29 protein-coding genes and 1 tRNA gene are annotated in these 22,510 nt (G+C 59.2%); 26 read left to right on the top strand and 4 right to left on the bottom strand.

What is annotated here, in order from left to right:
• Window positions 1-2: 2 nt before the first annotated feature.
• The 9 genes from FHL16_RS04610 (at window position 3) to FHL16_RS04575 (ending at window position 7,285) form a co-directional block, all read left to right on the top strand.
• Window positions 3-749 carry an ABC transporter substrate-binding protein gene (locus tag FHL16_RS04610; protein ID WP_010464636.1) on the top strand — a complete coding sequence of 249 codons (747 nt, stop codon included), beginning with the start codon at window positions 3-5 and terminating at the stop codon, window positions 747-749.
• A gap of 78 nt (window positions 750-827) precedes the next feature.
• Complete coding sequence (locus FHL16_RS04605) at window positions 828-1,523, top strand: ABC transporter permease (protein ID WP_010464638.1); 696 nt, start codon at window positions 828-830, stop codon at window positions 1,521-1,523.
• The gene (locus FHL16_RS04600; protein ID WP_010464640.1) at window positions 1,520-2,209 is read left to right on the top strand and encodes an ABC transporter permease; all 690 of its coding nucleotides are present in this window, start codon (window positions 1,520-1,522) and stop codon (window positions 2,207-2,209) included. Before FHL16_RS04605 ends, FHL16_RS04600 begins: the two co-directional genes overlap by 4 nt.
• Window positions 2,190-3,419: a methyltransferase gene (locus tag FHL16_RS04595; protein ID WP_077747580.1), complete on the top strand. Its 1,230-nt coding sequence runs from the start codon at window positions 2,190-2,192 to the stop codon at window positions 3,417-3,419. Before FHL16_RS04600 ends, FHL16_RS04595 begins: the two co-directional genes overlap by 20 nt.
• A 343-nt stretch (window positions 3,420-3,762) precedes the next feature.
• Window positions 3,763-4,587, top strand: a complete 825-nt coding sequence (locus FHL16_RS04590) for an FkbM family methyltransferase (protein WP_077747579.1) — start codon at window positions 3,763-3,765, stop codon at window positions 4,585-4,587.
• Window positions 4,588-4,665: 78 nt separating this feature from the next.
• Window positions 4,666-4,741 (top strand) — tRNA-Thr (locus FHL16_RS04585).
• A gap of 1,215 nt (window positions 4,742-5,956) precedes the next feature.
• A complete protein-coding gene (locus FHL16_RS33990) occupies window positions 5,957-6,115 on the top strand; it encodes a hypothetical protein (RefSeq protein ID WP_177346222.1) in 159 nt (52 codons plus the stop codon).
• A gap of 8 nt (window positions 6,116-6,123) precedes the next feature.
• Window positions 6,124-6,963, top strand: a complete 840-nt coding sequence (locus FHL16_RS04580; protein ID WP_077747578.1) for a phage antirepressor N-terminal domain-containing protein — start codon at window positions 6,124-6,126, stop codon at window positions 6,961-6,963.
• Window positions 6,964-7,045: 82 nt separating this feature from the next.
• Window positions 7,046-7,285: a DUF7706 family protein gene (locus FHL16_RS04575; RefSeq protein WP_238706151.1), complete on the top strand. Its 240-nt coding sequence runs from the start codon at window positions 7,046-7,048 to the stop codon at window positions 7,283-7,285.
• Between the two features lie 61 nt (window positions 7,286-7,346).
• On the opposite strand, the gene FHL16_RS04570 is transcribed toward FHL16_RS04575, so the two are convergent.
• The 4 genes from FHL16_RS04570 to FHL16_RS04555 form a co-directional block, all read right to left on the bottom strand.
• A complete protein-coding gene (locus tag FHL16_RS04570) occupies window positions 7,347-7,670 on the bottom strand; it encodes a hypothetical protein (protein ID WP_238706150.1) in 324 nt (107 codons plus the stop codon).
• A gap of 604 nt (window positions 7,671-8,274) precedes the next feature.
• The gene (locus FHL16_RS04565; RefSeq protein WP_077747576.1) at window positions 8,275-9,036 is read right to left on the bottom strand and encodes a DNA adenine methylase; all 762 of its coding nucleotides are present in this window, start codon (window positions 9,034-9,036) and stop codon (window positions 8,275-8,277) included.
• Between the two features lie 62 nt (window positions 9,037-9,098).
• Entirely contained in the window at window positions 9,099-10,154 is a 1,056-nt protein-coding gene (locus FHL16_RS04560) for a phage portal protein (protein ID WP_077747575.1), read from the bottom strand.
• Complete coding sequence (locus FHL16_RS04555; RefSeq protein WP_077747574.1) at window positions 10,154-11,914, bottom strand: terminase ATPase subunit family protein; 1,761 nt, start codon at window positions 11,912-11,914, stop codon at window positions 10,154-10,156. The genes FHL16_RS04560 and FHL16_RS04555 overlap by 1 nt, the downstream gene beginning before the upstream one ends.
• Window positions 11,915-12,070: 156 nt before the next feature.
• On the opposite strand from FHL16_RS04555, the gene FHL16_RS04550 reads away from it, so the two are divergent.
• The 17 genes from FHL16_RS04550 to FHL16_RS04470 all read left to right on the top strand — a co-directional run bounded on the left by FHL16_RS04550 (window position 12,071) and on the right by FHL16_RS04470 (window position 22,499).
• A complete protein-coding gene (locus FHL16_RS04550; protein ID WP_077747573.1) occupies window positions 12,071-12,913 on the top strand; it encodes a GPO family capsid scaffolding protein in 843 nt (280 codons plus the stop codon).
• A 36-nt stretch (window positions 12,914-12,949) separates the two neighbouring features.
• Complete coding sequence (locus FHL16_RS04545) at window positions 12,950-13,954, top strand: phage major capsid protein, P2 family (protein WP_077747572.1); 1,005 nt, start codon at window positions 12,950-12,952, stop codon at window positions 13,952-13,954.
• A 2-nt stretch (window positions 13,955-13,956) separates the two neighbouring features.
• Window positions 13,957-14,661, top strand: coding sequence for a phage terminase small subunit (locus FHL16_RS04540; protein ID WP_077747571.1), 705 nt, complete (start codon window positions 13,957-13,959; stop codon window positions 14,659-14,661).
• A gap of 100 nt (window positions 14,662-14,761) precedes the next feature.
• A complete protein-coding gene (locus tag FHL16_RS04535) occupies window positions 14,762-15,226 on the top strand; it encodes a head completion/stabilization protein (RefSeq protein WP_077747570.1) in 465 nt (154 codons plus the stop codon).
• On the top strand, window positions 15,226-15,438 hold the full coding sequence (locus FHL16_RS04530) for a tail protein X (protein WP_077747569.1): 213 nt from the start codon (window positions 15,226-15,228) through the stop codon (window positions 15,436-15,438). Before FHL16_RS04535 ends, FHL16_RS04530 begins: the two co-directional genes overlap by 1 nt.
• A gap of 62 nt (window positions 15,439-15,500) precedes the next feature.
• The gene (locus FHL16_RS04525; protein ID WP_033039923.1) at window positions 15,501-15,815 is read left to right on the top strand and encodes a phage holin, lambda family; all 315 of its coding nucleotides are present in this window, start codon (window positions 15,501-15,503) and stop codon (window positions 15,813-15,815) included.
• Entirely contained in the window at window positions 15,812-16,651 is an 840-nt protein-coding gene (locus tag FHL16_RS04520) for an N-acetylmuramidase domain-containing protein (RefSeq protein ID WP_077747568.1), read from the top strand. Before FHL16_RS04525 ends, FHL16_RS04520 begins: the two co-directional genes overlap by 4 nt.
• Window positions 16,648-16,854 (top strand): hypothetical protein, encoded by a 207-nt coding sequence (locus FHL16_RS04515; RefSeq protein ID WP_077747567.1) that lies wholly within the window; start codon window positions 16,648-16,650, stop codon window positions 16,852-16,854. Before FHL16_RS04520 ends, FHL16_RS04515 begins: the two co-directional genes overlap by 4 nt.
• Window positions 16,851-17,282: an Rz-like lysis system protein LysB gene (lysB, locus tag FHL16_RS04510; protein WP_077747566.1), complete on the top strand. Its 432-nt coding sequence runs from the start codon at window positions 16,851-16,853 to the stop codon at window positions 17,280-17,282. The genes FHL16_RS04515 and lysB overlap by 4 nt, the downstream gene beginning before the upstream one ends.
• Complete coding sequence (lysC, locus tag FHL16_RS04505; RefSeq protein WP_077747565.1) at window positions 17,182-17,403, top strand: Rz1-like lysis system protein LysC; 222 nt, start codon at window positions 17,182-17,184, stop codon at window positions 17,401-17,403. The genes lysB and lysC overlap by 101 nt, the downstream gene beginning before the upstream one ends.
• Window positions 17,400-17,882: a phage tail protein gene (locus tag FHL16_RS04500; RefSeq protein WP_033039934.1), complete on the top strand. Its 483-nt coding sequence runs from the start codon at window positions 17,400-17,402 to the stop codon at window positions 17,880-17,882. Before lysC ends, FHL16_RS04500 begins: the two co-directional genes overlap by 4 nt.
• The gene (locus FHL16_RS04495) at window positions 17,879-18,331 is read left to right on the top strand and encodes a phage virion morphogenesis protein (RefSeq protein ID WP_077747564.1); all 453 of its coding nucleotides are present in this window, start codon (window positions 17,879-17,881) and stop codon (window positions 18,329-18,331) included. Before FHL16_RS04500 ends, FHL16_RS04495 begins: the two co-directional genes overlap by 4 nt.
• A gap of 38 nt (window positions 18,332-18,369) precedes the next feature.
• The gene (locus FHL16_RS04490; RefSeq protein ID WP_077747563.1) at window positions 18,370-18,951 is read left to right on the top strand and encodes a phage baseplate assembly protein V; all 582 of its coding nucleotides are present in this window, start codon (window positions 18,370-18,372) and stop codon (window positions 18,949-18,951) included.
• Window positions 18,948-19,301, top strand: a complete 354-nt coding sequence (locus FHL16_RS04485) for a GPW/gp25 family protein (protein ID WP_077747562.1) — start codon at window positions 18,948-18,950, stop codon at window positions 19,299-19,301. Before FHL16_RS04490 ends, FHL16_RS04485 begins: the two co-directional genes overlap by 4 nt.
• A complete protein-coding gene (locus FHL16_RS04480) occupies window positions 19,298-20,212 on the top strand; it encodes a baseplate J/gp47 family protein (protein ID WP_077747561.1) in 915 nt (304 codons plus the stop codon). Before FHL16_RS04485 ends, FHL16_RS04480 begins: the two co-directional genes overlap by 4 nt.
• Window positions 20,209-20,820 carry a phage tail protein I gene (locus FHL16_RS04475; RefSeq protein WP_077747560.1) on the top strand — a complete coding sequence of 204 codons (612 nt, stop codon included), beginning with the start codon at window positions 20,209-20,211 and terminating at the stop codon, window positions 20,818-20,820. Before FHL16_RS04480 ends, FHL16_RS04475 begins: the two co-directional genes overlap by 4 nt.
• Entirely contained in the window at window positions 20,817-22,499 is a 1,683-nt protein-coding gene (locus FHL16_RS04470) for a phage tail protein (RefSeq protein ID WP_077747559.1), read from the top strand. Before FHL16_RS04475 ends, FHL16_RS04470 begins: the two co-directional genes overlap by 4 nt.
• Window positions 22,500-22,510 lie beyond the last annotated feature (11 nt).

Genomic DNA, 22,510 nt, shown 5'->3' with positions numbered 1-22,510 from the left:
GCATGCAGAACTTCAAAAAAGTCTTCCTGGCTGCCGCCGTCACCCTGGCGTTCAGCGCCGGTGCCATGGCTGAAACCCTGAAGATGGGCATCGAAGCGGCCTACCCGCCGTTCAACAATAAAGATGCCAGTGGCAATGTCGTCGGCTTCGACAAGGAAATCGGCGACGCCCTGTGCGCCAAGATGAAAGTCGATTGCACCGTGGTCACGTCCGACTGGGACGGCATCATCCCGGCCCTGAACGCCAAGAAGTTCGACTTCCTGATCTCCTCGATGTCGATCACCGACGAGCGCAAGCAAGCGGTCGACTTCACCGAGCCGTACTACTCGAACAAACTGCAGTTCATCGCGCCGAAAGACAAAGAGTTCAAAACCGACAAGGATTCCCTGAAAGGCAAAGTGATCGGCGCACAACGTGCGACCCTCGCCGGCACCTGGATGGAAGACAACATGAAAGACGTCGAAGTCAAACTCTACGACACCCAGGAAAACGCTTATCTGGACCTGACCTCCGGGCGCCTGGACGGCATCCTGGCCGACAAATACGTCAACTACGAATGGCTGAAAAGCGACGCCGGTCGTTCGTATGAATTCAAGGGCGACCCGGTGGAAGAAAGCGACAAGATTGGTATCGCTGTACGTAAAGGCGACACCCTGCGCGCGAAGCTGAACCTTGCCCTGAAAGAAATCGTCGAAGACGGCACTTACAAGAAGATCAACGACAAGTACTTCCCGTTCAGCATCTATTGATTCTGACTTGCCTGGCCGGCGCCGTTCTTTGACGGCGCCAGCCCTTGGCATTGCCTGCTGCACATTGAAAAGAAATCCATGACTATCGATCTCTACGGATTCGGCCCGGCACTCGCCGCTGGCGCGCTGATGACTGTGAAACTGGCACTCTCGGCCCTGTGCCTGGGGCTGGTGCTCGGTCTGCTCGGCGCCTTGGCCAAGACTTCCCCGTACAAGCCGTTGCAATGGCTTGGCGGCACTTATTCGACACTGGTTCGCGGCATCCCGGAATTACTGTGGGTGCTGCTGATCTACTTCGGCACGGTCAACCTGATGCGTGCCCTGGGCGAGTTTTTCGGCAATCCCGACCTCGAACTCAATGCCTTCGCCGCTGGGGTGATTGCGCTGGGGCTGTGCTTCGGCGCCTACGCCACGGAAGTGTTCCGCGGTGCAATCCTGGCGATTCCCAAAGGTCACCGTGAGGCCGGCGTCGCCTTGGGCCTGTCGAAGTTTCGCATCTTCACCCGGTTGATCATGCCGCAGATGTGGCGCATCGCCCTGCCCGGCCTGGGCAACCTGTTCATGATCCTGATGAAGGACACGGCACTGGTGTCGGTGATCGGCCTGGAAGAAATCATGCGTCATGCGCAAATTGGCGTGACCGTGTCCAAGCAACCGTTCACCTTCTATATGGTGGCCGCGTTCATGTACCTGGGCCTGACCATTCTGGCCATGACGGGCATGTACTTCATGGAAAAACGCGCCGCTCGCGGCTTCGCGAGGAGCACCCAATGAACTGGGAAGTCATCATCAAGTGGCTGCCGAAGCTGGCCCAGGGCGCCACACTGACCCTGGAACTGGTGGCCATCGCCGTCATTGCGGGTTTGCTGCTGGCCATTCCGCTGGGCATCGCGCGCTCATCGCGGCTCTGGTACGTGCGGGCATTTCCCTACGCCTACATCTTCTTTTTCCGGGGCACGCCGTTGCTGGTTCAGCTGTTCCTGGTCTATTACGGCCTGGCGCAGTTCGATGCGGTCCGTAACAGCTCGATGTGGCCGTACCTGCGCGATCCGTTCTGGTGTGCCACGGCGACCATGACCCTGCACACGGCGGCCTACATCGCCGAAATCCTGCGTGGTGCAATTCAGGCGATCCCGCCGGGCGAGATCGAGGCCGCGCGGGCGCTGGGCATGTCCCGACCGAAAGCGCTGTTCTACATCATCCTGCCCCGTGCCGCGCGCATCGGCCTGCCGGCCTACAGCAACGAAGTGATCCTGATGCTCAAGGCCAGCGCGCTGGCCAGCACCGTGACCCTGCTGGAGCTGACCGGCATGGCCCGCACCATCATTGCCCGGACTTACCTGCCGGTGGAGATCTTCTTCGCCGCGGGCATGTTCTACCTGCTGATGGCTTACGTGCTGGTGCGTGGCTTCAAGCTGCTGGAGCGCTGGCTGCGCGTCGATGCCTGCCAAGGGCGCTGATTCTCCTGTGCTGACGGGCGAGGCTCTGCTCGCCCGTTTCACGGCGCTGGATGCTTTTCTGATAAAGCATCAGGCGTTGTGGAAACCTCGTCCGTTTACTCATCTGCAACTTCCTTGGGAAGCGTCCTACCCGGAACTGGCAACGTGGCTACGCGGCCGGTCGCTGGAGGATGCGGAAAGCAGCCATAACCAACCCGGTTTGCTGGATGCGCCGCAGCCATTTGCTGCGTTGGCGGCGCTGTCCCTTGAGCTGGATTCGGTGGGCGAGTTGCCGGCGCATGCATTGGAAGCGGCCGGGCATCGATTGAATGTCGATGTGCCGGGCCGTAAGTGGCAGCAGATTGAAGCGTTCGCCAGTCGTTTGTCGTTTACCTCGCCGCCCAGGCATTGGCTGGATTGGTGTTCAGGCAAGGGCCATTTGGGTCGACGGTTGCTGCAACACGGCCAACAACTGACCTGCCTGGAATACGACCCTGCGCTGGTTGCCAGCGGCCAGGCGCTCAGTCAACGCCATCACCTGCATGCGCTGCATGTCGAACAGGATGTGCTCGCGGCGGATACCATTGCGATGTTGAATGCCGATCACACGCCCGTTGCGCTGCATGCTTGTGGTGATCTGCACGTGCGGCTCATTCAATTGGCCAGCGCCGCAGGCTGCAAACAATTGGCGATCGCGCCCTGCTGCTATAACCGAATCAGCCTTACTGCGTACCAACCGCTTTCCCCGGCCGGTTTGCGATCCGACCTACAACTCTCCCTCGACGATCTCTCGTTGCCGATGAGCGAAACCGTCACCGCCGGGGCTCGCGTCAGACGTCAGCGCGACACTTCCATGGCCCGGCGCCTCGGCTTCGACCTGCTGCAAAGACAACTGCGTGGCGTTGACGAGTACCTGCCAACTCCCTCCCTACCGAGTGCCTGGCTGGATAAATCCTTCGCCGACTACTGCCATCATTTGGCCGCGTTGAAAGAGTTATCCACAACCGGCCCGCAAGATTGGTCAGCACTCGAAGCCGCTGGCTGGCAGCGACTTGCCGAAGTGCGCAATCTGGAATTACTGCGAGGCCTATTTCGACGCCCGTTGGAGCTTTGGCTGGTGCTCGATCGGGCACTTTTCCTGGCCGATCAGGGCTACACCGTTCGCCTCGGCACCTTCTGCAAAACCCCGCTCACGCCGCGCAATTTCCTGCTCCTGGCAGAACGTCCGTAAAAAGCCACAGCCTGTGGATAACTCTGTTGATGGAATTATCATGGATCCAATATAACCGCCTGTTTCAGGGGTGAAACGCTACTGTTCAATTTTCGTACACATGATAAAAAACCGAGAAAAACAGGCATTTGCGCACAAATGAGAATGGGTCCACAAAAAAGTCATGAGCGCCACTCCTGAGTGCGGCCGTTGTGCATAAGCGTCCGACGAAAAGGACATAACCGCCGAAACCCGGTCGCGCTCGGCGGAAAATTGCGTGCCGCGATCACCCTTGTTATACAGGCAGACAAGAGCGCCAAAGTGCGCCCACGAACAAGAAATCTCTGACAGACAGGAAGCCACAGTGACGTTCATTTCTTACGCACAGAATTTCGAAGACATACGCCTGTGGCGCGCCCTCAAAACCGTCGAAAACGGCTTCTATATCGACGTCGGTGCCAACCACCCCACTCACGACTCCGTGACCAAAGCTTTCTATGACCGTGGCTGGACCGGCATCAACGTTGAACCGATGCCCAATTATTACGAAGCCCTGTGCCAGGAACGCGCCAAAGACACCAACCTGCAATGCGTGGCCGGTGAAAGCGCCAACGACCTGACTTTCTATGGCATCGCCGGTACCGGCCTCTCCACCCTCGACCCGACCATGGCGCAAATGCACAAAGACGCCGGCATGGACGTGCGCAGCCAAACCGTCCAATCCCGCACCCTGACCTCCATCTGCGAAGAACACGCCCAGGGCCGCGAGATCCACTTTCTGAAAATCGACGTCGAAGGCCACGAAGAAACCGTCCTGCGCGGCATGGACTTCAGCCAATGGCGACCGTGGGTCATCCTCATCGAAACCCCATGGGACCGCGACCAAGCCTGGGAAACCCTCGTCACCGACGCCGGCTATCAATCCATCCTGTTCGACGGCATCAACACCTACTACCTGGCCAACGAACACCTGAACCTCAAACCCGCCTTCGACATCCCGCCGTGCAACCTGGACGAGTTCCAGTTCTGCAAAGGCCACAACTTCAGCCACCCCGTCAGCGACGCCGAACACCAACTCGCCGCCGCCCTGCAACGCGCCGAACAGGCCGCAGCACAGCTACGTGCGATGCAAAACAGCCGCACCTGGAAAGCCCTTCAGAAACTCAAGAAAACCCTGCTTCGCGCCTGACCTGACACCTGCGCAAAAATAGTCTGAATTCAGGGGTTTACAGAACCAACCCAATCGCTATAATCGTCGCCCTAACACGCCGGTATAGCTCAGTTGGTAGAGCAACTGACTTGTAATCAGTAGGTCCCGGGTTCGACTCCTGGTGCCGGCACCATACAAATCAAGGGCTTGCAGTGATGCAGGCCCTTGTTTTTTGCCCTAGACGTAATAAGGGACGTAATAAGCGCGCAATGCGCCTGTTTACGAATGCATGCGCAGCTGCCGTAGAGCGTGCATGCGAGTGCGACAGCTGCAGCGGGAAAGCGCGCGAATACCTGCCGCCCCCCCTATAGCCGATTTCGATTTTTATGTTGACCCATGGGAAACCGGTATTTTTGGTAAGTTTTTCCGGGACCGCTCTGAAAGCCTTAAACCACAAGGCTTCTAGATTATTGGATTAGGTAAGTTTTAAGTAATATATAGAAATAACATTACCTTTTACCTAGGTCAGAAATCGAAAATAAAATATCTATATAAATCATATAGTTATAGAAAAATTACTCCCCCAATTACTCAGAAAAGCTACTGCAAAGTAAGTGCTCAAAACCGCATCGCACGCGGGCTACAGCCGATTCCTCACCTGCTCATACCTAAATTACTTGTTTCCCATGGGTCACCTGAAAAAAGGGCCTCCGGATCTCGCTCCCGGCTGTTCGGAAAACAAGGGGTGCGTGCAGGGTTCTGTAGGGTTTTCTCGACCTCTATTCGCTCAGGAGAGGCCCAGCAGGCGCTGCCGGAGGATGGGTGCAGGGGTGCAGAAATTGAGACCGATTTAGCCCGCAGGCGTGGCGGGGGGACGACGGCGCGCGCCAGGTGAAGACCCACCCAGCCCGACCGGCACCGCCCCAAAAGGGTGCGCGTCTGCTGCCCCGTTCGAGGTCTGCCCAGGTCATCGACACTGCGCGACCACACCGCCCCTTCGCTGGCCCGCGCGCCCCGCGTTTACTGGGTCGTCGGGCAGTGATTGATGGACGGGACTAGGGGCTAGTGATATGTTGTGATGGGTTATTTTCGGCCGCACTGCGACACATCTTCGTTGTGTCGGCTCGAATACCTGTAAACAAATGGTTGACCAGTATTCGGTACGCCAGTAGATTGTGGTCGTCGCTGCCAATTCAGCGAACGGGTTTGGCGACCCGGATAGAAAGGCGCACAAGCGCCCATCACGACAGCAGGCGCTTTTTTTGTGCCCGCAGTTCCGTGTTATGGCGGCTGTGCGCGGGAGACCTTAGGGTCTGCCGGGTACCTTTCCCCGGTTCGCCAACCTGCGTACAGCTGCCACCCTCGTTTGGCGACGAGGCCGCAGCTCCAACTCAGAAAGGAACTGCATATGACCGCCTTCATTCCGTCCAAAATCCGTGCACTTGCCCATCGCCGCATGGCTCTCGCCGCGCTGCACGCTAACTCCTCCCTCTCAACCCGCCTCAAGCGCTACAACCATCACATGCACCAGGTGCGCGTTCTGGAAACGCATGGCGGTGCCATATGAGAAAGCACATGAACGCTCAACTTATGCCTGTTCCGTTTCACGGCGACACCGTAGTGCTAGTTGGCCAGAACAACGAACCATATGTAGCGATGAAACCCATCGTCACGAACATGGGCATCGACTGGAACGGTCAACGTACAAAGCTGGTGGAGAAGTTCAGTTCAACTGTGGAGGAAATCTCCACCGTTGCTGAAGATGGCAAGCTGCGCTCGATGACCTGCATCCCATTGCGTAAGCTTGCAGCCTGGCTCTACTCAATCAGCCCGAACAAGGTAGCGCCCGAGCTGCGGGACAAGATCATCCAATACCAGGAAGAGTGCGACGAGGTGCTTTGGAACTACTGGACACAAGGCGCGGCCGTTCGACCTGGTGCTGTCACCATCACCATCACCCAGCAGATCAGCCTTTCGAAACATCGCCTGACGCTGCTGAAAGAGTTGATGCGCAGCCGTAATCGATCGATGCGGGACATGCTCGGCATTGAGATCACACATCTATCTAACGCCATGGGCCTGCCCGTTCCGGATCTGGACGCCATAGGAACCGTCGAGCCGCCACAAGCTGACGTGGTCGCAGAGTTCTGGGGCGCGCTCCTGCAGTTGGACACAAAGGGCATCGCCTACAACCACTCCAAGGACTCGCAACTGATCGCGCTGAACATGCCGCACCTGATCGAACTGCTCGCTGCTAATGGCATTCAGACCATCATCGGTACCGACGTCACCAACGCGTTGAAGCGCTGCACCGAGCCACAGTTTTTGGGGCAAAAGGCGGTGGACAGCATCATTCGCAAAACCACGACCAAGTGCTGGGTGTTCAAGAAGGTCGCCCAAATCCAGGCCCAATAAGGTGAAGGCAGCCCTTACCGTCTTGGTAAGCAGAAGGTAAGGGCGATAGCTTTCACTTCTTAACAGCATGGGGACTACGAACATGAGTGAGACACCAGATAGCCGCGACGGAAATACACTAACCATCACTACCTCAGCAGGTGCCACCGAAAGCGAGTTTTTGACCGACGCTGAAACCTTGGCTCTCGCACAATTCGCCAAGCGGGTGGGATGGTTCGAATTTACCAGCAATGCTTTAGGCGACGATGAGGCCCACTTGATGAAACAGGCTTTCGATAAACTGCAGGATGTCTTGGCACGCTCCGGTTATGCCCCGGGCTGATTCGCCGTCACATTCACCCGGCCCCCACCCTCTATCGGAGCGTGGGGGCTTTTTATTGGGTTCAATCCCTGTCAGCGACTTCCGTAGGTAGCCGCTCGCGTTCCACGGTCATCACCTGCTGGAGCAGATGCAAGGCAGTCAGATTGCCGCCTAAGTGATCGCGCCACGCCTGGTGCGTGGTCTTGTACAAGCCGTCGATTTCTGCGAACACACGACGGTAGCGCTCAATTTCGAGCACCAGCCGCCGGCTTTCGGGATGATTGCTCCAGAAGTAGCGCAGTTCCGCTTTCGTCACAGGGCGGAATGGAGGCAGATGGCGAGCCATAAAAAACAACCAATACTGTACGGGCGAACAGTAGTTTTGCATGAGAAGGTTGTTGCGCATAGCGCCACTGGGCGTATTGCACCAAAGCAGGCGGGCTGTTATCAATCACCCATCCAGGAAAGAACTCGCGCAGGTAGAGGAAGGATTTTATGGCTGATTTCGAATTCACCACTGCTGGTGGGGCTTTAATAGTCTCAACAGCCGCACTACTCCTTTCGATCTATACCCTCGCCAGAAATAGAAATTCCGTCAGTATTTATGTCGCCTGCGATCAGGATGGCGATTACTTGTGGCTAACAAATAACAGCCCCCATGCCGTGACCGTCGTGGATATGGGGACCGTGAAAGCGCGAGGCGGAAGGCAATCACTATTGCGTGAGGATCCGCTTAAACGACGAATCGACCCGAGAGATGTTACGGCTGTTTATTTGAGGCCGCAGAGTGAGGGTTATATGAACCGCAATGTGCATCTGCCCCTGGGCGCGTACATCGAAGTGGCCACGGGGCAGAGATTTTATAGTCGGAGCCTGGTCGTTCGCATTTGGGGTCACCTGCGAGCCTGGATGAGGATCAGTCCTAAGCATGGACCCTCGTCGACCAAACCTTGAACCCGAAGCCGAAGCCGAAGCCGAAAGTTCGGGGCGCCGCTTGTTTTTCGGCCATCTCACCAATTGAAATAAACGAGCTCGTTCACTTCAATGCCGCCGTTGCCGCCCACGGTATGCCGGAACGGCACCTCCTTCAGCCGCAGGCCCGCAAAAACCTCGCGGACCTTCGGATGGTCACCCACCGATATCACCATCTTCCCCCGGATCGATCGCGCCAGATCCGCCATGGCTTCGAACTGCTCAAAGCCAAAATCCCCAGCGTCGTACCCGGCGGTTTCCCAATACGGCGGATCCAGATAAAACAGCGTGTGGGTCCGATCGTATCGGCGAATGCACTCCTTCCAGTCGAGATGCTCGACAGTGGTCCGCGCCAGGCGCAGATGGGCGTCGCTGAGCTTTTCTTCGATACGCAGCAGATTGAGCCTCGGCGCTGAGGTGGTCGCGGTCCCGAAAGACCGGCCCTTTGCCTTGCCGCCGAAACATAGATTCTGCAGGTAGAAAAAGCGCGCTGCGCGCTGGATATCGGTCAGCGTGCGCGGCGCCTGCTCTTTGGCCCATTCGAACATGGTGCGGCTCACCAATGCCCATTTGAACTGGCGCACGAACTCCTCCAGGTGATTGGCAACGACCCGATAAAGATTCACCACCTCGCCATCAAAGTCGTTGATCACCTCCACCCGGCTGGGCTCCTTCATGAAGAACAGAGCCGCCCCGCCACAGAACGGTTCGACGTAGCAATCATGGTCTGGAAACTCCGGCAGGATGTGTTTCGCCATTCGGCGCTTGCCGCCCATCCAAGGGAAAATCGGTGCAGGCATTGGTCGTCCTTACTTCGGATTGATAAAGGGCGGAACGCTGATAAACGGCCGCCCGGGGCTGATCATTTGTCGGAAACTGGCTCCAGCGGCCTCCAGCGAATTACCTCTTCGCCCAGCCATTCGTTGACCTGCTGCAGGCGTGCCTGAATGGGCTCGAGCTCGTTCATTGCCCAGATCTGTGCGGCCTCTTTGATCGAGCCGAAACCGCCTGCGTTTTGCGGCACGATGCCCATCAACTGAGGGGGGATACGTAGCGCCGCGAGCATGTCGTCGCGGCTGATGTTCTTGATCGAGCCGAATTCGTCTTTCGCCGCGACCTCACTGACGGGGATTAACTGAATGCCATCCTTCTTGCCGCCCGGGGCGTACATGAACAGGTTTCGGAAATTTCCTGGTCCTTTGGCCGACTTGAGCGCGCTGCGCAACGCGGCAACGTCCGTTTCGTTCTGCGCGGTGTCGGTCATGTACATGATGAAACCGGCGTGGCTGCCGTTGTTGTAGTACTTGCGCCGGAATAAAGTCGCGGACTCGTTGAGCAGCGCGCTTTGCAACGCAGGGAGCCACTCAGGAAGGCCGTAGATTTCTTGGTTGATGTCGGCTTCGCGTTGGTGGTAAACGGTCCCGCGCTTGAATTCGTACTCGTCTCGCCAGCCGCGCACCTGGTAATAGGTTTCGAGATCCACACCACGGCGCATGTACTTGCCCAGGGCGGGTTGCAGGCCGAGCGTGCTGCGCAGCATGTTTTCGCGCTTTTCCAGATAGCCGTTGCCGCACCACAGGAAGTCCAGGGCAAATTGCTCAAAGGTCTGACGGGACAGCAACTTGTGGGGGATAAAGGTGCGGGCAAGCATGTTGCGCTTGAAATTCAAACCCGATTGCAGGAACACGCTGGCCCGGGAGGACTTGGCCAGCCCATCAAGGGACATCGGCGGCTCGTACCACCGGCCGTTCAGCCAGCACTCCAGGTAGTCGAGAATTCCGCGCTCATCGAGCACAGGCGTCGGGTCTCCGAAGGTAAACGCCTCCATCTTGCCGCCCGTTGCCGGCAGCACCTGGTCCGCGATCGCAGCCGGGGCTGATGTGGACATCTGCGTGGTATCGCTGCGGCTGTTGCTCATCAATAAATCTCCATGAAGCCGGTATTCGTTGATGTTTGGCCCTCAAGCGGTTCGTTCTGCAGTGCGTGGAACAGCGCCCAGGCGAGATCCGCGTGCCCGGTCTCGTCGGTGCGGCCTGCCGTGTAGGTGAATTGCCGGCCACTGGCCGTAATGGTTTTGCGGATCGCCATCAGCGACTGGGCCATATCGATCCAGCCGGCATCGAACTCCAGGCGCCCTTTGTGGATAACGTCGTAAGCCTTAAGCACCAGGCGCGTCTTGACCTCGGGGGAATAGCTGAAGGTCGTCACGTTGGGGAAAAATTGGCGCACCAGCTGCGCCACGCCAGAGCCCATGCCAGTGATGTCGATTCCGATGTAGGTCACCCAGTAACGCATCGTGACCAGGCGGATCGCCTCCGCCTGGGCGGCGAAGTCCATACCACGGAACTGGTGGCGCTCGAGCACGCGGAATTTGCCACCTGGAACAGCCGGCGGGGCCACAACCACCAGACCGGAGCTGTCGCCGGTTTCCGCTGGGTCATAGCCAATCCACACCTGCCGATCGGCAAACGGCCGCGCGGCGAAAGGTTTGTAGTCCTCGGACCATTCGACCCAGCTGTCGACCATGCAGGGCTGCAGGACATTGAGGGGAAAGATGCTCGCACCGTCGTCGACGAACTGGCACATGAGCAGGTTCGCGAAGGCGTCCGCGTTGTACTCGAGGCGCAGCTCTTCCAGGTCGAACAGATCACATCCGCGCTGCTCGGCATCCAGGATGGTGACGATCTGGCGCCAGATCCGGTCCTCGCACAGCCGGCCCTGTTGCAGCGCGTCGTGCGAAACGTCGAGTTTCAGCCGCTGCGCCACCGGCTTGCCCTTGTTGAAGCGCTCGCCGGTCCAGAATGTGTACGCCTCATGCGCCATGCTCGATGGTGTCGAGAAGTAGGTGCGGCGGTATTGCTTCTGCATCGCCATGCCGCTGGCGACCTTGTTCAGCTCGTTGAACTTGAACGTCCAGAAGAATTCGTCGAAGTAGAAATTACCGTGGTAACCCTGAGCGGTTCGGGCGTTGGTACCGAGGAAATGCAGCTCGGCGCCATTGGCCAGAATGATAGGGTCACCGGTGAGCTCGACGCCGCAAACCTCGCGGGCGAAGCCTTGAATGTAGGCTTTGAAGATGTGCGCCTGATTCTTCGACGCGGACAGGAATATCTGATTGCGCCCGGTGACCAGGGCATCAATGAACGCTTCCCGGGCAAAGTAGTAGGTGGCGCCGATCTGCCGGCTTTTCAGGATTGCCCTGGTGCGCTGATTGCTCGCCCGGTACCAGTCCAACTGATAGCCAAAACAACCGTCTTTAAAGGCCTCGGTGAGCAGCTCGATCTGGTCCTCGCTGAATTCGTTGCGAGCCGCTTTCTTCTTCGGACCGTCGTTGCGTTTGGCCAGGTTGGGGTTGAGGTCGGTGTCGGTACCGCCGGACTTGTAACGCTCGATCCGCGCCTGCCGTTCCAACTGGCGATGCAGCAGGTCGATCTCCTTGAAGTCGCCGCCGGTTTTGCCGTCCTTGAGGATCAGTTGCACCAGGCGTGCTTCCAGGGCACCGCCTATGCGCTCGACGTTGTCGGCCCGGTCCCATTCATCACGCGTTTTCCACGCATGAACGGTCTTTTCCTTTTCATCCAGCATTTCTGCGATCGCGCAGATCCGCAGACCAGTCCAGTAAAGGAACTTGGCCTGACGGCGGTTATCGCGGATGGGAGTGGCGTCGGTTGTAGTCATGGCGGCGATGCTGACGCCTCGCGCGCGTGAAGGCGTAGCGATGTGCCATGTAGCGCATGGGTCTACAACTGGCGCTGATTGCCCGCAATCACGCGACTGCCGACGATGTACCTCAACGCAACTGCACCCAGCAGCACCGCTTTGAGGATCCGCTCCATGAAGAAAAAGTTTCGCTCCAAATGGTTCCGCGTCGCCGTAGAAGGTGCGACTACCGATGGCCGTCAGATCGAGCGCCAATGGCTGGTCGATGCTGCCGAAACTTATAACCCGAACACCTATGGCGCTCGCGTCTGGGTTGAGCACTACCGCAGCGTCCTGCCGGACAGCCCGTTCCGTGCTTACGGCGACGTGCTTGCGGCGAAGACTGAAGAAGTCGACGTCAACGGTGCAAAGAAGCTGGCCCTATTCGTTCAGATCGAGCCGACCGACGACCTTATCGCCATGAACAAGGCGCGCCAGAAGCTGTACACCAGCATCGAGATCTCGCCGAAGTTTGCCGACACCGGCCGCGCTTACCTTGACGGGTTAGCTGTCACCGATTCGCCGGCGAGCCTGGGCACCGAGATGCTCACATTTAGCGCGCAAAACCCTGACGCCTCACCGCTGAAGGCGCGCAAGAGCAAACCGGACAACTTGTTCTCGGAGCTCGTCGAAGCGCAGCTGGAGTTTGATGAAGTCGTTGAAACCCCGAGCGTGATTGATGGCCTGTTCTCCCGCGTTTCCGAATTGCTCGGCCGCAGCAAGGCCAAGGCTAGCAAGGACGAAGCTCAGTTTTCCGAATTGAACGAAGCCGTCGAGGCTTTGGCCGGTCACGCCGCCGATCAGGCCAAAGTCGTCGCCTCAGCCGATGACGCGCTGAAGTCCCTCACTGGCAAACACGAAAAGCTGACCTCCGACTTCGCGGACTTGATCAAGCGCCTGGGCGAAACCCAGGACCACAGCCAGCCCAACCGCCCACCAATGCCTGGCGGCGACGGCGCTGTGCTGACTGCCTACTGATCACACCGCCCCTTACAAGCTCCCCAGGAGAACACCATGCGTAACGAAACACGGCTTGCCTTCAACGGCTTCACCAAACAAGTTGCATCGATCAACTCCGTCGGGTCGGTGGCGGAAAAATTCACCGTCACCCCTTCTGTCCAGCAGAAGCTGGAAACGGCTATTCAGGAATCCAGCGACTTCCTGAAAAAAATCAACGTGCTGGGCGTCGACGAGAAAGACGGCGAGGCCGTGATTCTCGGGGTCGGATCGACCATTGCCGGCCGTACTGACACCAGCCAAGCCGCCCGAAACCCTCGCGGCGTGAGCTCGCTAAAGAACGACACTTACAGCTGCAAGAAAACTGACTTCGACACCGCGATCCCTTACGCGCTGTTGGATGCCTGGGCGAAATTTCCGGACTTCCAGGCTCGCTTGTCCGGCGCGATCGTCGAGCGTCAGGCGCTCGACCGCATCATGATCGGCTTCAACGGCACCAGCGTTGCGGCGACTACCGATCGGACCGCACATCCGTTGCTGGAAGACGTAAACGTGGGCTGGCTGGAGAAATACCGCACCAAGGCGCCAGAGCGAGTGCTGAGCAGCGGTAAGGTCGCCGGCAAAGTCACCATCGGCCCGACCGGCGACTACAAGACCCTCGACGGTCTGGTTTACGACGCCATCCAACTGCTGGACCCATGGCACCGCAAACGTCCGGATCTGGTCGTCCTGGTCGATCGCAACCTGCTGCACGCGAAATTCCTGGCCAACATCGAAGGCGCCGCCGACAACGAAAACGAGTTGGCAGCTGCGCGAATCCTTGCCAACGGCACACTGGGCGGCCTGCCGATCGAAGACGCACCGTTCTTCATTGACGGCGGCATCATGATCACCACGCTGAAGAACCTGTCGATCTACTTCCAGATCAGCAGCCGTCGTCGCATGACCAAGGACGAGCCGGAGCGTGATCGCATCGCCGATTATCAATCGTCGAACGAGGACTACGTGATCGAAGACTTCGGTCTCGGCGCCCTGGTCGAAAACATCGAAGAGGCCGCGTAATAATGGCCCTCTCCCTCGCTCAACGTCACCGGCTGCAGGCGCTTGCCTCGCAGGAGGCTGCTGCCGCTTCGCCCGCCGTTTCGATGGCGGGCGGGACGGCCTACGAAATGCAACTGGCCCAACTGCTGCAGGATCGTCTGCGCCTGAAACAGATCCAGTCGAACGAAGGCAAAGCCGCCCTCAAGTTGCAGCTTTTGCCGGCTTACGTGCCTTACGTCGACGGTGTTCTGGCAACGGGCAACGGCGCTCAAGACGAAGTCCTCACCACCATCATGATCTGGCGGATCGATGCTTCCGATTACAGCGGCGCGCTCGACATCGCGGCCTACGTGTTGCAGCACAGCCTATTGATGCCCGATCGCTTCGAACGGACCACCGGCTGCCTGGTCGCCGAAGAAGTCGCCGAAGCGGCGTTGAGCTCACAGAAAACCGGTGGTGGATTCGACCTGGCCACCTTGCACCGGACGATGGAGTTGACTGCCGAACAGGACATGCCGGATGAAGCCAGGGCCAAGCTGTACCTCGCTACAGGACGCGCCACCGTGGCCGGTCTGAGTGCCGATAACCCGGGCCAACCCGGTCAGGTAATGGCAGGTATTGAACTGCTCAAACGCGCCATCGAGCTGAACAACAGCTGCGGCGGCAAGAAGGATCTGGAAGGCGCCGAACGCCTCCTGAAAAAGATTGCTCCCCCTCCAGGGAGCTGACCGAGCGTACCCCGCAACCCCGGCGGCCCGGGGCTGAACAGCAGGTTTCTCTCCTTTCCTTGCTGTGACGCCCCGGCCACCGCCGACTTAGGGCTGAACCATGAGCGGATTTATTGCCACCGGCAGCACCGAAGAACCTTTTGTCATCACCAATGACGGGTTCTGGCCTGACATCGATGTCGTACACCTGCGATCCGCTATTCGCTTGGATGGCAGCATCACTGACGCACGCATTGAAGTCGTGACCGTCAACGCGTTGATCCAGGTGAACGGCGAACTGGCCAAGGTGAAGCTGAATCATGTGGCGAACGGATACACCACCATCGCGGCTGTGCCGGCGTTCGAAGTCAATGGCGAAAGCCACTTCATCCACCTTTACCGCCGTTCGATCTATTGCAGCGTTGGAGCTGAGCTTGCTGAGCGATATCGCAGCTACGACACCAGCGTCGACGGCAACAAGAACGCGGACGAACTGACGCCTTCGGTCGATGAATACCGCCGCGACGCCCGCTTCGCCATTCGCGATCTTTTGGGTGTCGGTCATTCCACCGTGGAGCTCATCTGATGAAGGCCTCCGTGTATGCCGCCCAGGGCGACACCGTCGATGCCATTTGCTGGCGGATCTACGGCCGTACCGCCGGCATCACTGAGGCGGTGCTAGAGGCAAACCCGGGGCTATCAGATTTCGGCACGATCATTCCGCACGGCACCCTGGTGGCGCTTCCGGATATCGCACCACAAGCCCCCGAGCTGCAAATGGTGAACCTATGGGATTGAGCCCCCGAACAACCCAAACAGACGCTCCACCACCTTCAACTTTGGACAGCGGAATCACGCGCATGCCTGACAAACCGGATACATGGGCCTGGTTCGCTGCCTGGCTCGAACTGAACTGGCCAGCCATCTACTCGGGCGGACTCGCCTGTGTGATCGCTGCGCTACGGATCATCTACGGCGGCGGCACATGGCGCCGAGTTCTTCTTGAGGCACCGCTGTGCGGCACCCTTGCGCTTTCGGCAAGCCACGGCCTCTTTCTGCTGGGAATTCCCGCGACAACCGGACCGTTCTTCGGCGGTGTGATCGGACTGCTCGGTGTTGAGGGCACCCGCGCCCTGGCCAAGCAATTCTTCAACCGCAAGGTGGATCAGCTATGAATGTTTTGCGCCATGGCGATCGCGGGCAAGAGGTCCGCACACTGCAACAGCGCCTGAACCTGCACGGCGCTGGACTGGACCCGGACGGCGATTTCGGAGATGCCACCGAATCCGCGGTGCGTAATTACCAACGCAAGGTTGGGCTGGTAATTGACGGTATCGCCGGCTCGAAAACCACTCTGGCACTGGCCGGCGCGGATTGCTCGAACCTGCTGCAGCACGCCCAGTTGGTGAAAGCCGCTGCGCGCCTTGGCGTTGAGCTCGCGGCAGTCATGGCGGTCAACGAAGTCGAAAGCGAAGGCAGCGGTTTCCTGGACAACGGTAAGCCGAAGATTCTTTTCGAACGCCACATCATGTATCGCCAGCTCAGCACCCCGCGCGCACCTGGTGATGATCCAGACGATTTGAAGGCCAACGCCGACCAACTGGCTGTTCTCCAACCCAACCTGGTCAATCCGAAAGCAGGTGGTTACGCCGGCGGAACGGCAGAGCATCAGCGCCTGGCGAATGCCCGACTGATTGACGATCTTTGCGCGTTGGAGTCGGCCAGCTGGGGCGCCTTCCAGGTGATGGGTTACCACGCCGTGCGCCTCGGATACGCCAGCGTGACGGACTTTACCGAACGGATGGCCCGGAGCGAGAACGAGCAATTCGAAGCCTTCGTGCGTTTTATCGAAGCTGACCCGGCGCTGCTCAAGGCGCTGAAGGGCAAGAAATGGGCGGCGTTCGCCAAGGCCTATAACGGCCCCAACTACGCTCGCAACCTGTACGACACAAAGCTGGAGCGCGCCTATCAGCGTCACGCTGCAGGCTGCCCCATTCCGGAGGCCGCATGATTGACCAAGAACAGATCCGCAAGCTCAGCCCCATCGATGGCGACGTTTTTCTCCTGCCGGCGGGCTCTCCCTTTGAACTGGCTCGGGCACTCGGTGAAGCGATCGCAGTCGCGAAACCTGGCGTAAAGGCTGTAGTCGTCTGCGGCGACGTGCGCAAGCTCGATACGGCGGCGATGAATGCAGCCGGCTGGTACCGCGCGTGAGCACGCTGCGCCAGGCGCTGTACGGGTTCGCCCTGCTCGCCTCGATCGCGCTGCTGATCTGGGCTCAGAGCCAGCGGATCGAGGTCGCAGATCAAAAAACAAGCCAGGCGCAAGATGCCGCTGAGGCTGCGCTTGCTCGGGCGACGCGCAGCGAGGAGACGTCCGCTGCACTCCAGGCATCTCTGCAGGAAGAACGAACCGCCCAGACCGCATTGCGCAGCGTGCAAAACCAATTGCGCCAAGGGCTTGCCGCCCGCCAACGAACGATCGAGGACTTGAAACGTGAGAATGCCGAACTTCGCTTTTGGGCTGATCAGCCTCTCCCTGATGCTGCTCGCCGGATGCGCGAGCGCCCCGCCATCACCGGAGCCGCTGCTTATCGCGACTGGTTGTCCGGCCGTGGTGCCCTGCACTCTGTCGGCGACTAAACCAGACAAGAACGGCGCCCTGCTCAACGACCAGGACGTCACCGAGAGCGACTGGGCGCAATGCGCTGCGCAGGTCGATATGGTCTACCAGCATCAGCAGGCCCAGGCGGGCAAACCATGAACAAACCAGAATCGCTACGCGCTCACCTGCTCGCCTCGGTACCGGAGTTAAAGAAGAACCCCGACCGCATGATGGTATTCATCGACAAAGGCACCATGCGCAGCACGGCTGCCTTTGGTCTGTCGTTCGAATACAGCTACACGCTGAACCTGATCTTCACGGATTACGCTGGCCATCCCGACGCCATCGCCATTCCCCTGTTCGCCTGGATCCTGGTGAACCAACGGGAGCTGATGGAGAACGTCGACCGCAGCAAAACGGCCGTCGCCTTCGAAGCCGATCTCCTGGACAACAGCAAGGTCGACCTGTCGATCAAATTGCCGCTCACAGAACGTGTGATCGTCAAACGCCAGGACGACGGCAACCTGGTCGTCAATCATCCGCCGGAACCTGTGGTCGATGATGATCCATTCACCATGCCTGGGCTGGAGCTGTGGACGGCCGCCGGCGAGTTCATTGCACGGTGGGAAAAACCGTGAGCAATGACCTGCAAGCCCTGGAAACATGGGTCTCCGTGTTGCTGGCCAAACTGGACGAGGGCGAGCGCCGCAAGTTGCTTGGCGCCGTTGCCCGGGATCTACGTCGAAGCCAGTCGAAACGCATCACGACGCAACGCAATCCCGACGGTTCAGCGTTCGCACCACGCAAGCCCAAAGACCTGCGTGGAAAAAAAGGCCGGATCAAAAGCAAGATGTTCGGCAAGTTGAAAACGGCCCGTTATCTGCGCACCGAAAGCACAGCAAACGGCATGTCGGTCGGGTTCGTAGGACGTGTGAGCCGTATCGCCCGGGTTCACCAGTACGGCCTCAAGGATCGGCCGGAACGTGGCCAAGCGGATGTGCAATACGAAACACGTCAGCTGCTGGGATTCAGCGGCGACGAGCTGGACAACATCCGGAATCTGCTCATCGATCACCTCGCAGGCTGACCGTCACCTGTACGCACTCGCGCTACAGCCCACCGCCGATGCAGCTCGCACGCGCGACCTGCAACATCGGCGGCATGGACTCTCTTACTGAACTGACCCGACGCCTTGAAAACCTGATCCGAGCCGGCACCATCGCCGAGCTCGACCCGGTGAAGCCGCGTTGCCGTGTGAAAACCGGCGGCCTGCTGACTGACTGGCTGCCGTTCTTCGCCCTGCGTGCCGGCGAGGACAGCGACTGGGACCCGCCAAGCGTGGACGAGCAGTGCCTGGTGCTCTCGCCTTCCGGCAACCCGGCTCATGGCTTCGTCATTTTCGGTGTGTACAGCGATCGGTTCCCTGCTCCGGACAACGTGCCAACCCGCCGCCGGCGCCGGTACCGTGACGGCGCCATCGTCGACTACGACACCGCAACCCACACGCTGAGCGCCACGTTGCCAGATGGCGGCAAGGCCAATCTCATCGCACCTGGTGGGGTTCACGTCACCGGTGACGTTGTGATTGATGGCCTGGTGACAGTCACCCAGGACGTCGTCGCAGGCCCGCAAAATATCAGCCTGGTCAATCACCGCACCTCCGGCGTTCAGGCAGGTAACGGCACGTCCCAGGGACCAATCCCATGATCGGCATGAACAGCAGCTCCGGCCGCACCATCGACGGCGACGCGCACCTGGTGCAATCGATCGCCGACATCCTGACCACACCCATTGGAACCCGCGTTATGCGGCGCGAATACGGCAGTCAGCTTGCCGACCTGATCGATTGGCCGCTCAACAACGCAACCCGGCTGCAGGCTTATGCGGCCACAGCCATCGCGCTGATGCGTTGGGAACCGCGGATTCGCCTGAGTCGCGTACAGCTGACCCTGGGTGATATTGCCGGCCAGGCGATTCTCGACATCGAAGGCAGCCTGGTGGACACCAACGAGCCATTGAGCCTGCGCGTTCCTCTCAGCTTGGGAGCAACAGCATGAAAACCTTTACCCCTATCGACCTGGCTCAGCTTCCGGATCCTGACGTCGTCGAGCAGATCGACTACGAGCAGATCCTCGCCGAACGCAAGGCCTACGCGGTCAGCCTCTGGCCGGTCGAGCAGCAACCCGCTGTCGCCGCGACATTGGCCGTCGAGTCGGAGCCTCTGACCAAGCTCCTGCAGGAGAATGCCTATCGCGAAATGCTGCTGCGCCAACGCGTGAACGAAGCATCCCTGGCCAATATGCTGGCGAAAGCCAAGGGCAAAGACCTCGAGCAACTCGCCGGCAACGTCAACGTCGAGCGCCTGGTCGTGACCCCGGGCAACAGCGCAGCCGTCCCGCCCATCGTCGCGGTAATGGAATCGGACGACTCGCTGCGCGAGCGAGCGCAGATGGCATGGGAAGGCCTCTCGACGGCAGGGCCCCGTAATAGCTACATCCTGCACGCGCGCAGCGCAGACGGCCGCGTCGCCGATGCAACGGCTGAAAGCCCGTCGCCGGCGGAGGTCGTCGTCACTGTTCAGGGTTTGGTCGGGGACGGAAGCGTCGACCAGGCGTTGCTGGATGTCGTCAGCCGATATCTCAGCGACGATGACCGTCGTCCGGTTGCCGATCGGCTAACCGTGCAATCGGCGACTGTCCTGCCGTACCACGTCGACGCGGTTATTTATCTCGCCACAACCGGGCCTGAGGCGGAGCCCATCCGCGAAGCGGCGCAAGCCCGCCTCGTCACGTTCATCACCCAGCGCCGACGCCTCGGCGTAGAGATTTCCGAGTCGGCCATTCATGCCGCGCTGCATGTCGAGGGCGTGCGCAAGGTGGTGCTCAGCAACTGGACCGACATCATCCCGAGCGAATCCGAGGCAGCCTATTGCACCGGATACAGCGTGGCCGTTGGTGCACTGTCATGACGAGCCTGTTGCCGCCGAATGCCAAACAGCTTGAGCGATTAGCGGCCGAGGCACTCGCGCAAATCGACCGCGTGCCGGTTCCGATCAGGGATCTGCTGAACCCTGATCGATGCCCGGTACAGCTTCTGCCTTATCTGGCCTGGGCATTCTCCGTCGACCGCTGGGACAGCACCTGGTCGGAATCAACGAAGCGCCAAGTCATTAAAGGCTCGTACTTCATCCACTCACGCAAGGGAACGATCGGAGCGCTGAGGCGCGTGGTCGAGCCATTGGGTTATCTGATCGATGTCCTGGAGTGGTGGCAGACCGCGCCAAACGGCATACCAGGCACGTTCGCGCTGAAAGTGGGTGTGCTGGATACGGGCATCACCGAAGAAATGTATCAAGAGCTGGAGCGGCTGATCGATGACGCCAAACCAGTCAGCCGGCACCTGACAGGTTTAGCCATCAGCCTGGAATCCTCGGGCGGCTTTCACCTTGCCGCAGCGGTGCATGAAGGCGACGAAATCGACGTTTACCCGCCAGTGCCGCGAGATATCGAAGTCTCAGGGGTTATCGGACGCGGTGGGCGTGACCACACAATCGACACCCTGGAAATTTACCCATGATCGACCAGACCTCGCAGTTCTTCGCCATCCTCACCAACGTCGGCGCCGCCAAGCAGGCGAACGCCGATGCCCTGGGCATCCCTTGGAAGATCACGCAAATGGGTGTAGGGGACGCCAATGGTGCGGACCCAATCCCCTCAGCCACGCAAACAGCGCTGATCAATGAACGACGTCGGGCTCCACTGAATCAGCTTAAGGTCGACCCTGCCAACAGCGCGGTCATCATCGCCGAGCAGGTCATCCCCGCCGAGGTCGGTGGCTGGTGGATCCGAGAGATCGGCTTGTACGATGCCGACAACGATCTGGTGGCCATTGCCAACTGCGCACCTTCCTTCAAGCCCCTGCTCACGCAGGGCTCTGGTCGCACGCAGGTTGTTCGCATGAACCTGGTCGTGAGCAACAGTGCCACGGTTGAACTCAAGATCGATCCGAGCGTTGTTCTGGCAACCCGGGCATACGTTGATCAAAAGGTTCTCGACGAGCTGAACAAGCAGGATTTCAAGTTTTCCGTCTATGTGGCCACCACCGCGCCGATTGCACTAAACGGCCTGCCGCCGATCGACGGCGAGTCCATTGCTGAAGGTGCCCGAGTGCTGGTGAAAAACCAGGCTCTGCCAAAGGAAAATGGCATTTACGTCGCCGGCAACGGCGTCTGGGTACGAGCCCAGGACGCGGACATCAGTATCGAGGTAACGCCTGGACTCCTGGTGCACGTCGAACGCGGCGCGACACTCGGAGACAGCATCTGGCAACTAGTGACCAACGGCCCAATCGTTCTGGGCACCACTGACCTGGTGTTTGAGATGGCAGCTGGACGCACGGGAGTGGCCGTTGGAACCTACACCAGCGTGACGGTGGACAAATACGGCCGGGTGATTGCGGCCACCAGCCCAACGACGCTGGGCGGTTATGGCATCACGCTGCCGACGCAGCTTCAGGCTGAAACTGGCGCCGACAACACACTCCCTATGACCCCGCTGCGGGTATTTCAAGCCATCGCCAAGGTAGTGGGTCAGGCGACGGAAGCGCTGTTCGGCTGGGCGAAAGTCGCTACTCAGGCGCAAACAAACTCGGGCGTCGACGACACCACCATGATCACGCCGAAGAAGTTTTCGGCCGGTATTGCAGCGCTGGTGATTCAAGCGACCGAAGCCATCACAGGCATTGCAAAGGTTGCAACGCAGACACAAACAAACTCGGGCATTGATGACACCACCATGATTACGCCGAAGAAATTCTCGGCCGGTATCGCGGCGCTGGTTATTCAGGCTACCGAAAGCATTGCCGGCATCGCCAGGGTGGCAACACAGCTGCAGGCGAACGCCGGAACTGACGACGCTACTGTTATCACGCCGAAAAAACTGCGCTGGGGGTTTCAAATCCTCAAAGCTGCCCAGGGCTATGTTGTGTTTCCAACATGGCTAGGCAGTTTGATTATCCAATGGGGTTATTCCTCGACTCCCGCGACAACGACAAATATCCCGTTCTCACTGACCTTCCCAAATGCATGCTTCGGTGTGTGGACCACAGTGTTCAACGTAACGGGCGGCGCCGATGTGCTAGAGCTCACCGTCGTGCCTACAACAAATAGCTTTGGTGCTGTCGGGGTTACATCCGGGCCGACGGGGACTGCGGTGCAAGCAGCAGCAAACTTCTACTGGCTAACATTCGGGCACTAAGGCGGAACGAC

This window comes from Pseudomonas sp. FSL W5-0299 (assembly GCF_005930655.1).
GTDB classification, from domain to species: domain Bacteria; phylum Pseudomonadota; class Gammaproteobacteria; order Pseudomonadales; family Pseudomonadaceae; genus Aquipseudomonas; species Aquipseudomonas mandelii.
This window is presented reverse-complemented; position numbering and strand designations above follow the sequence as displayed.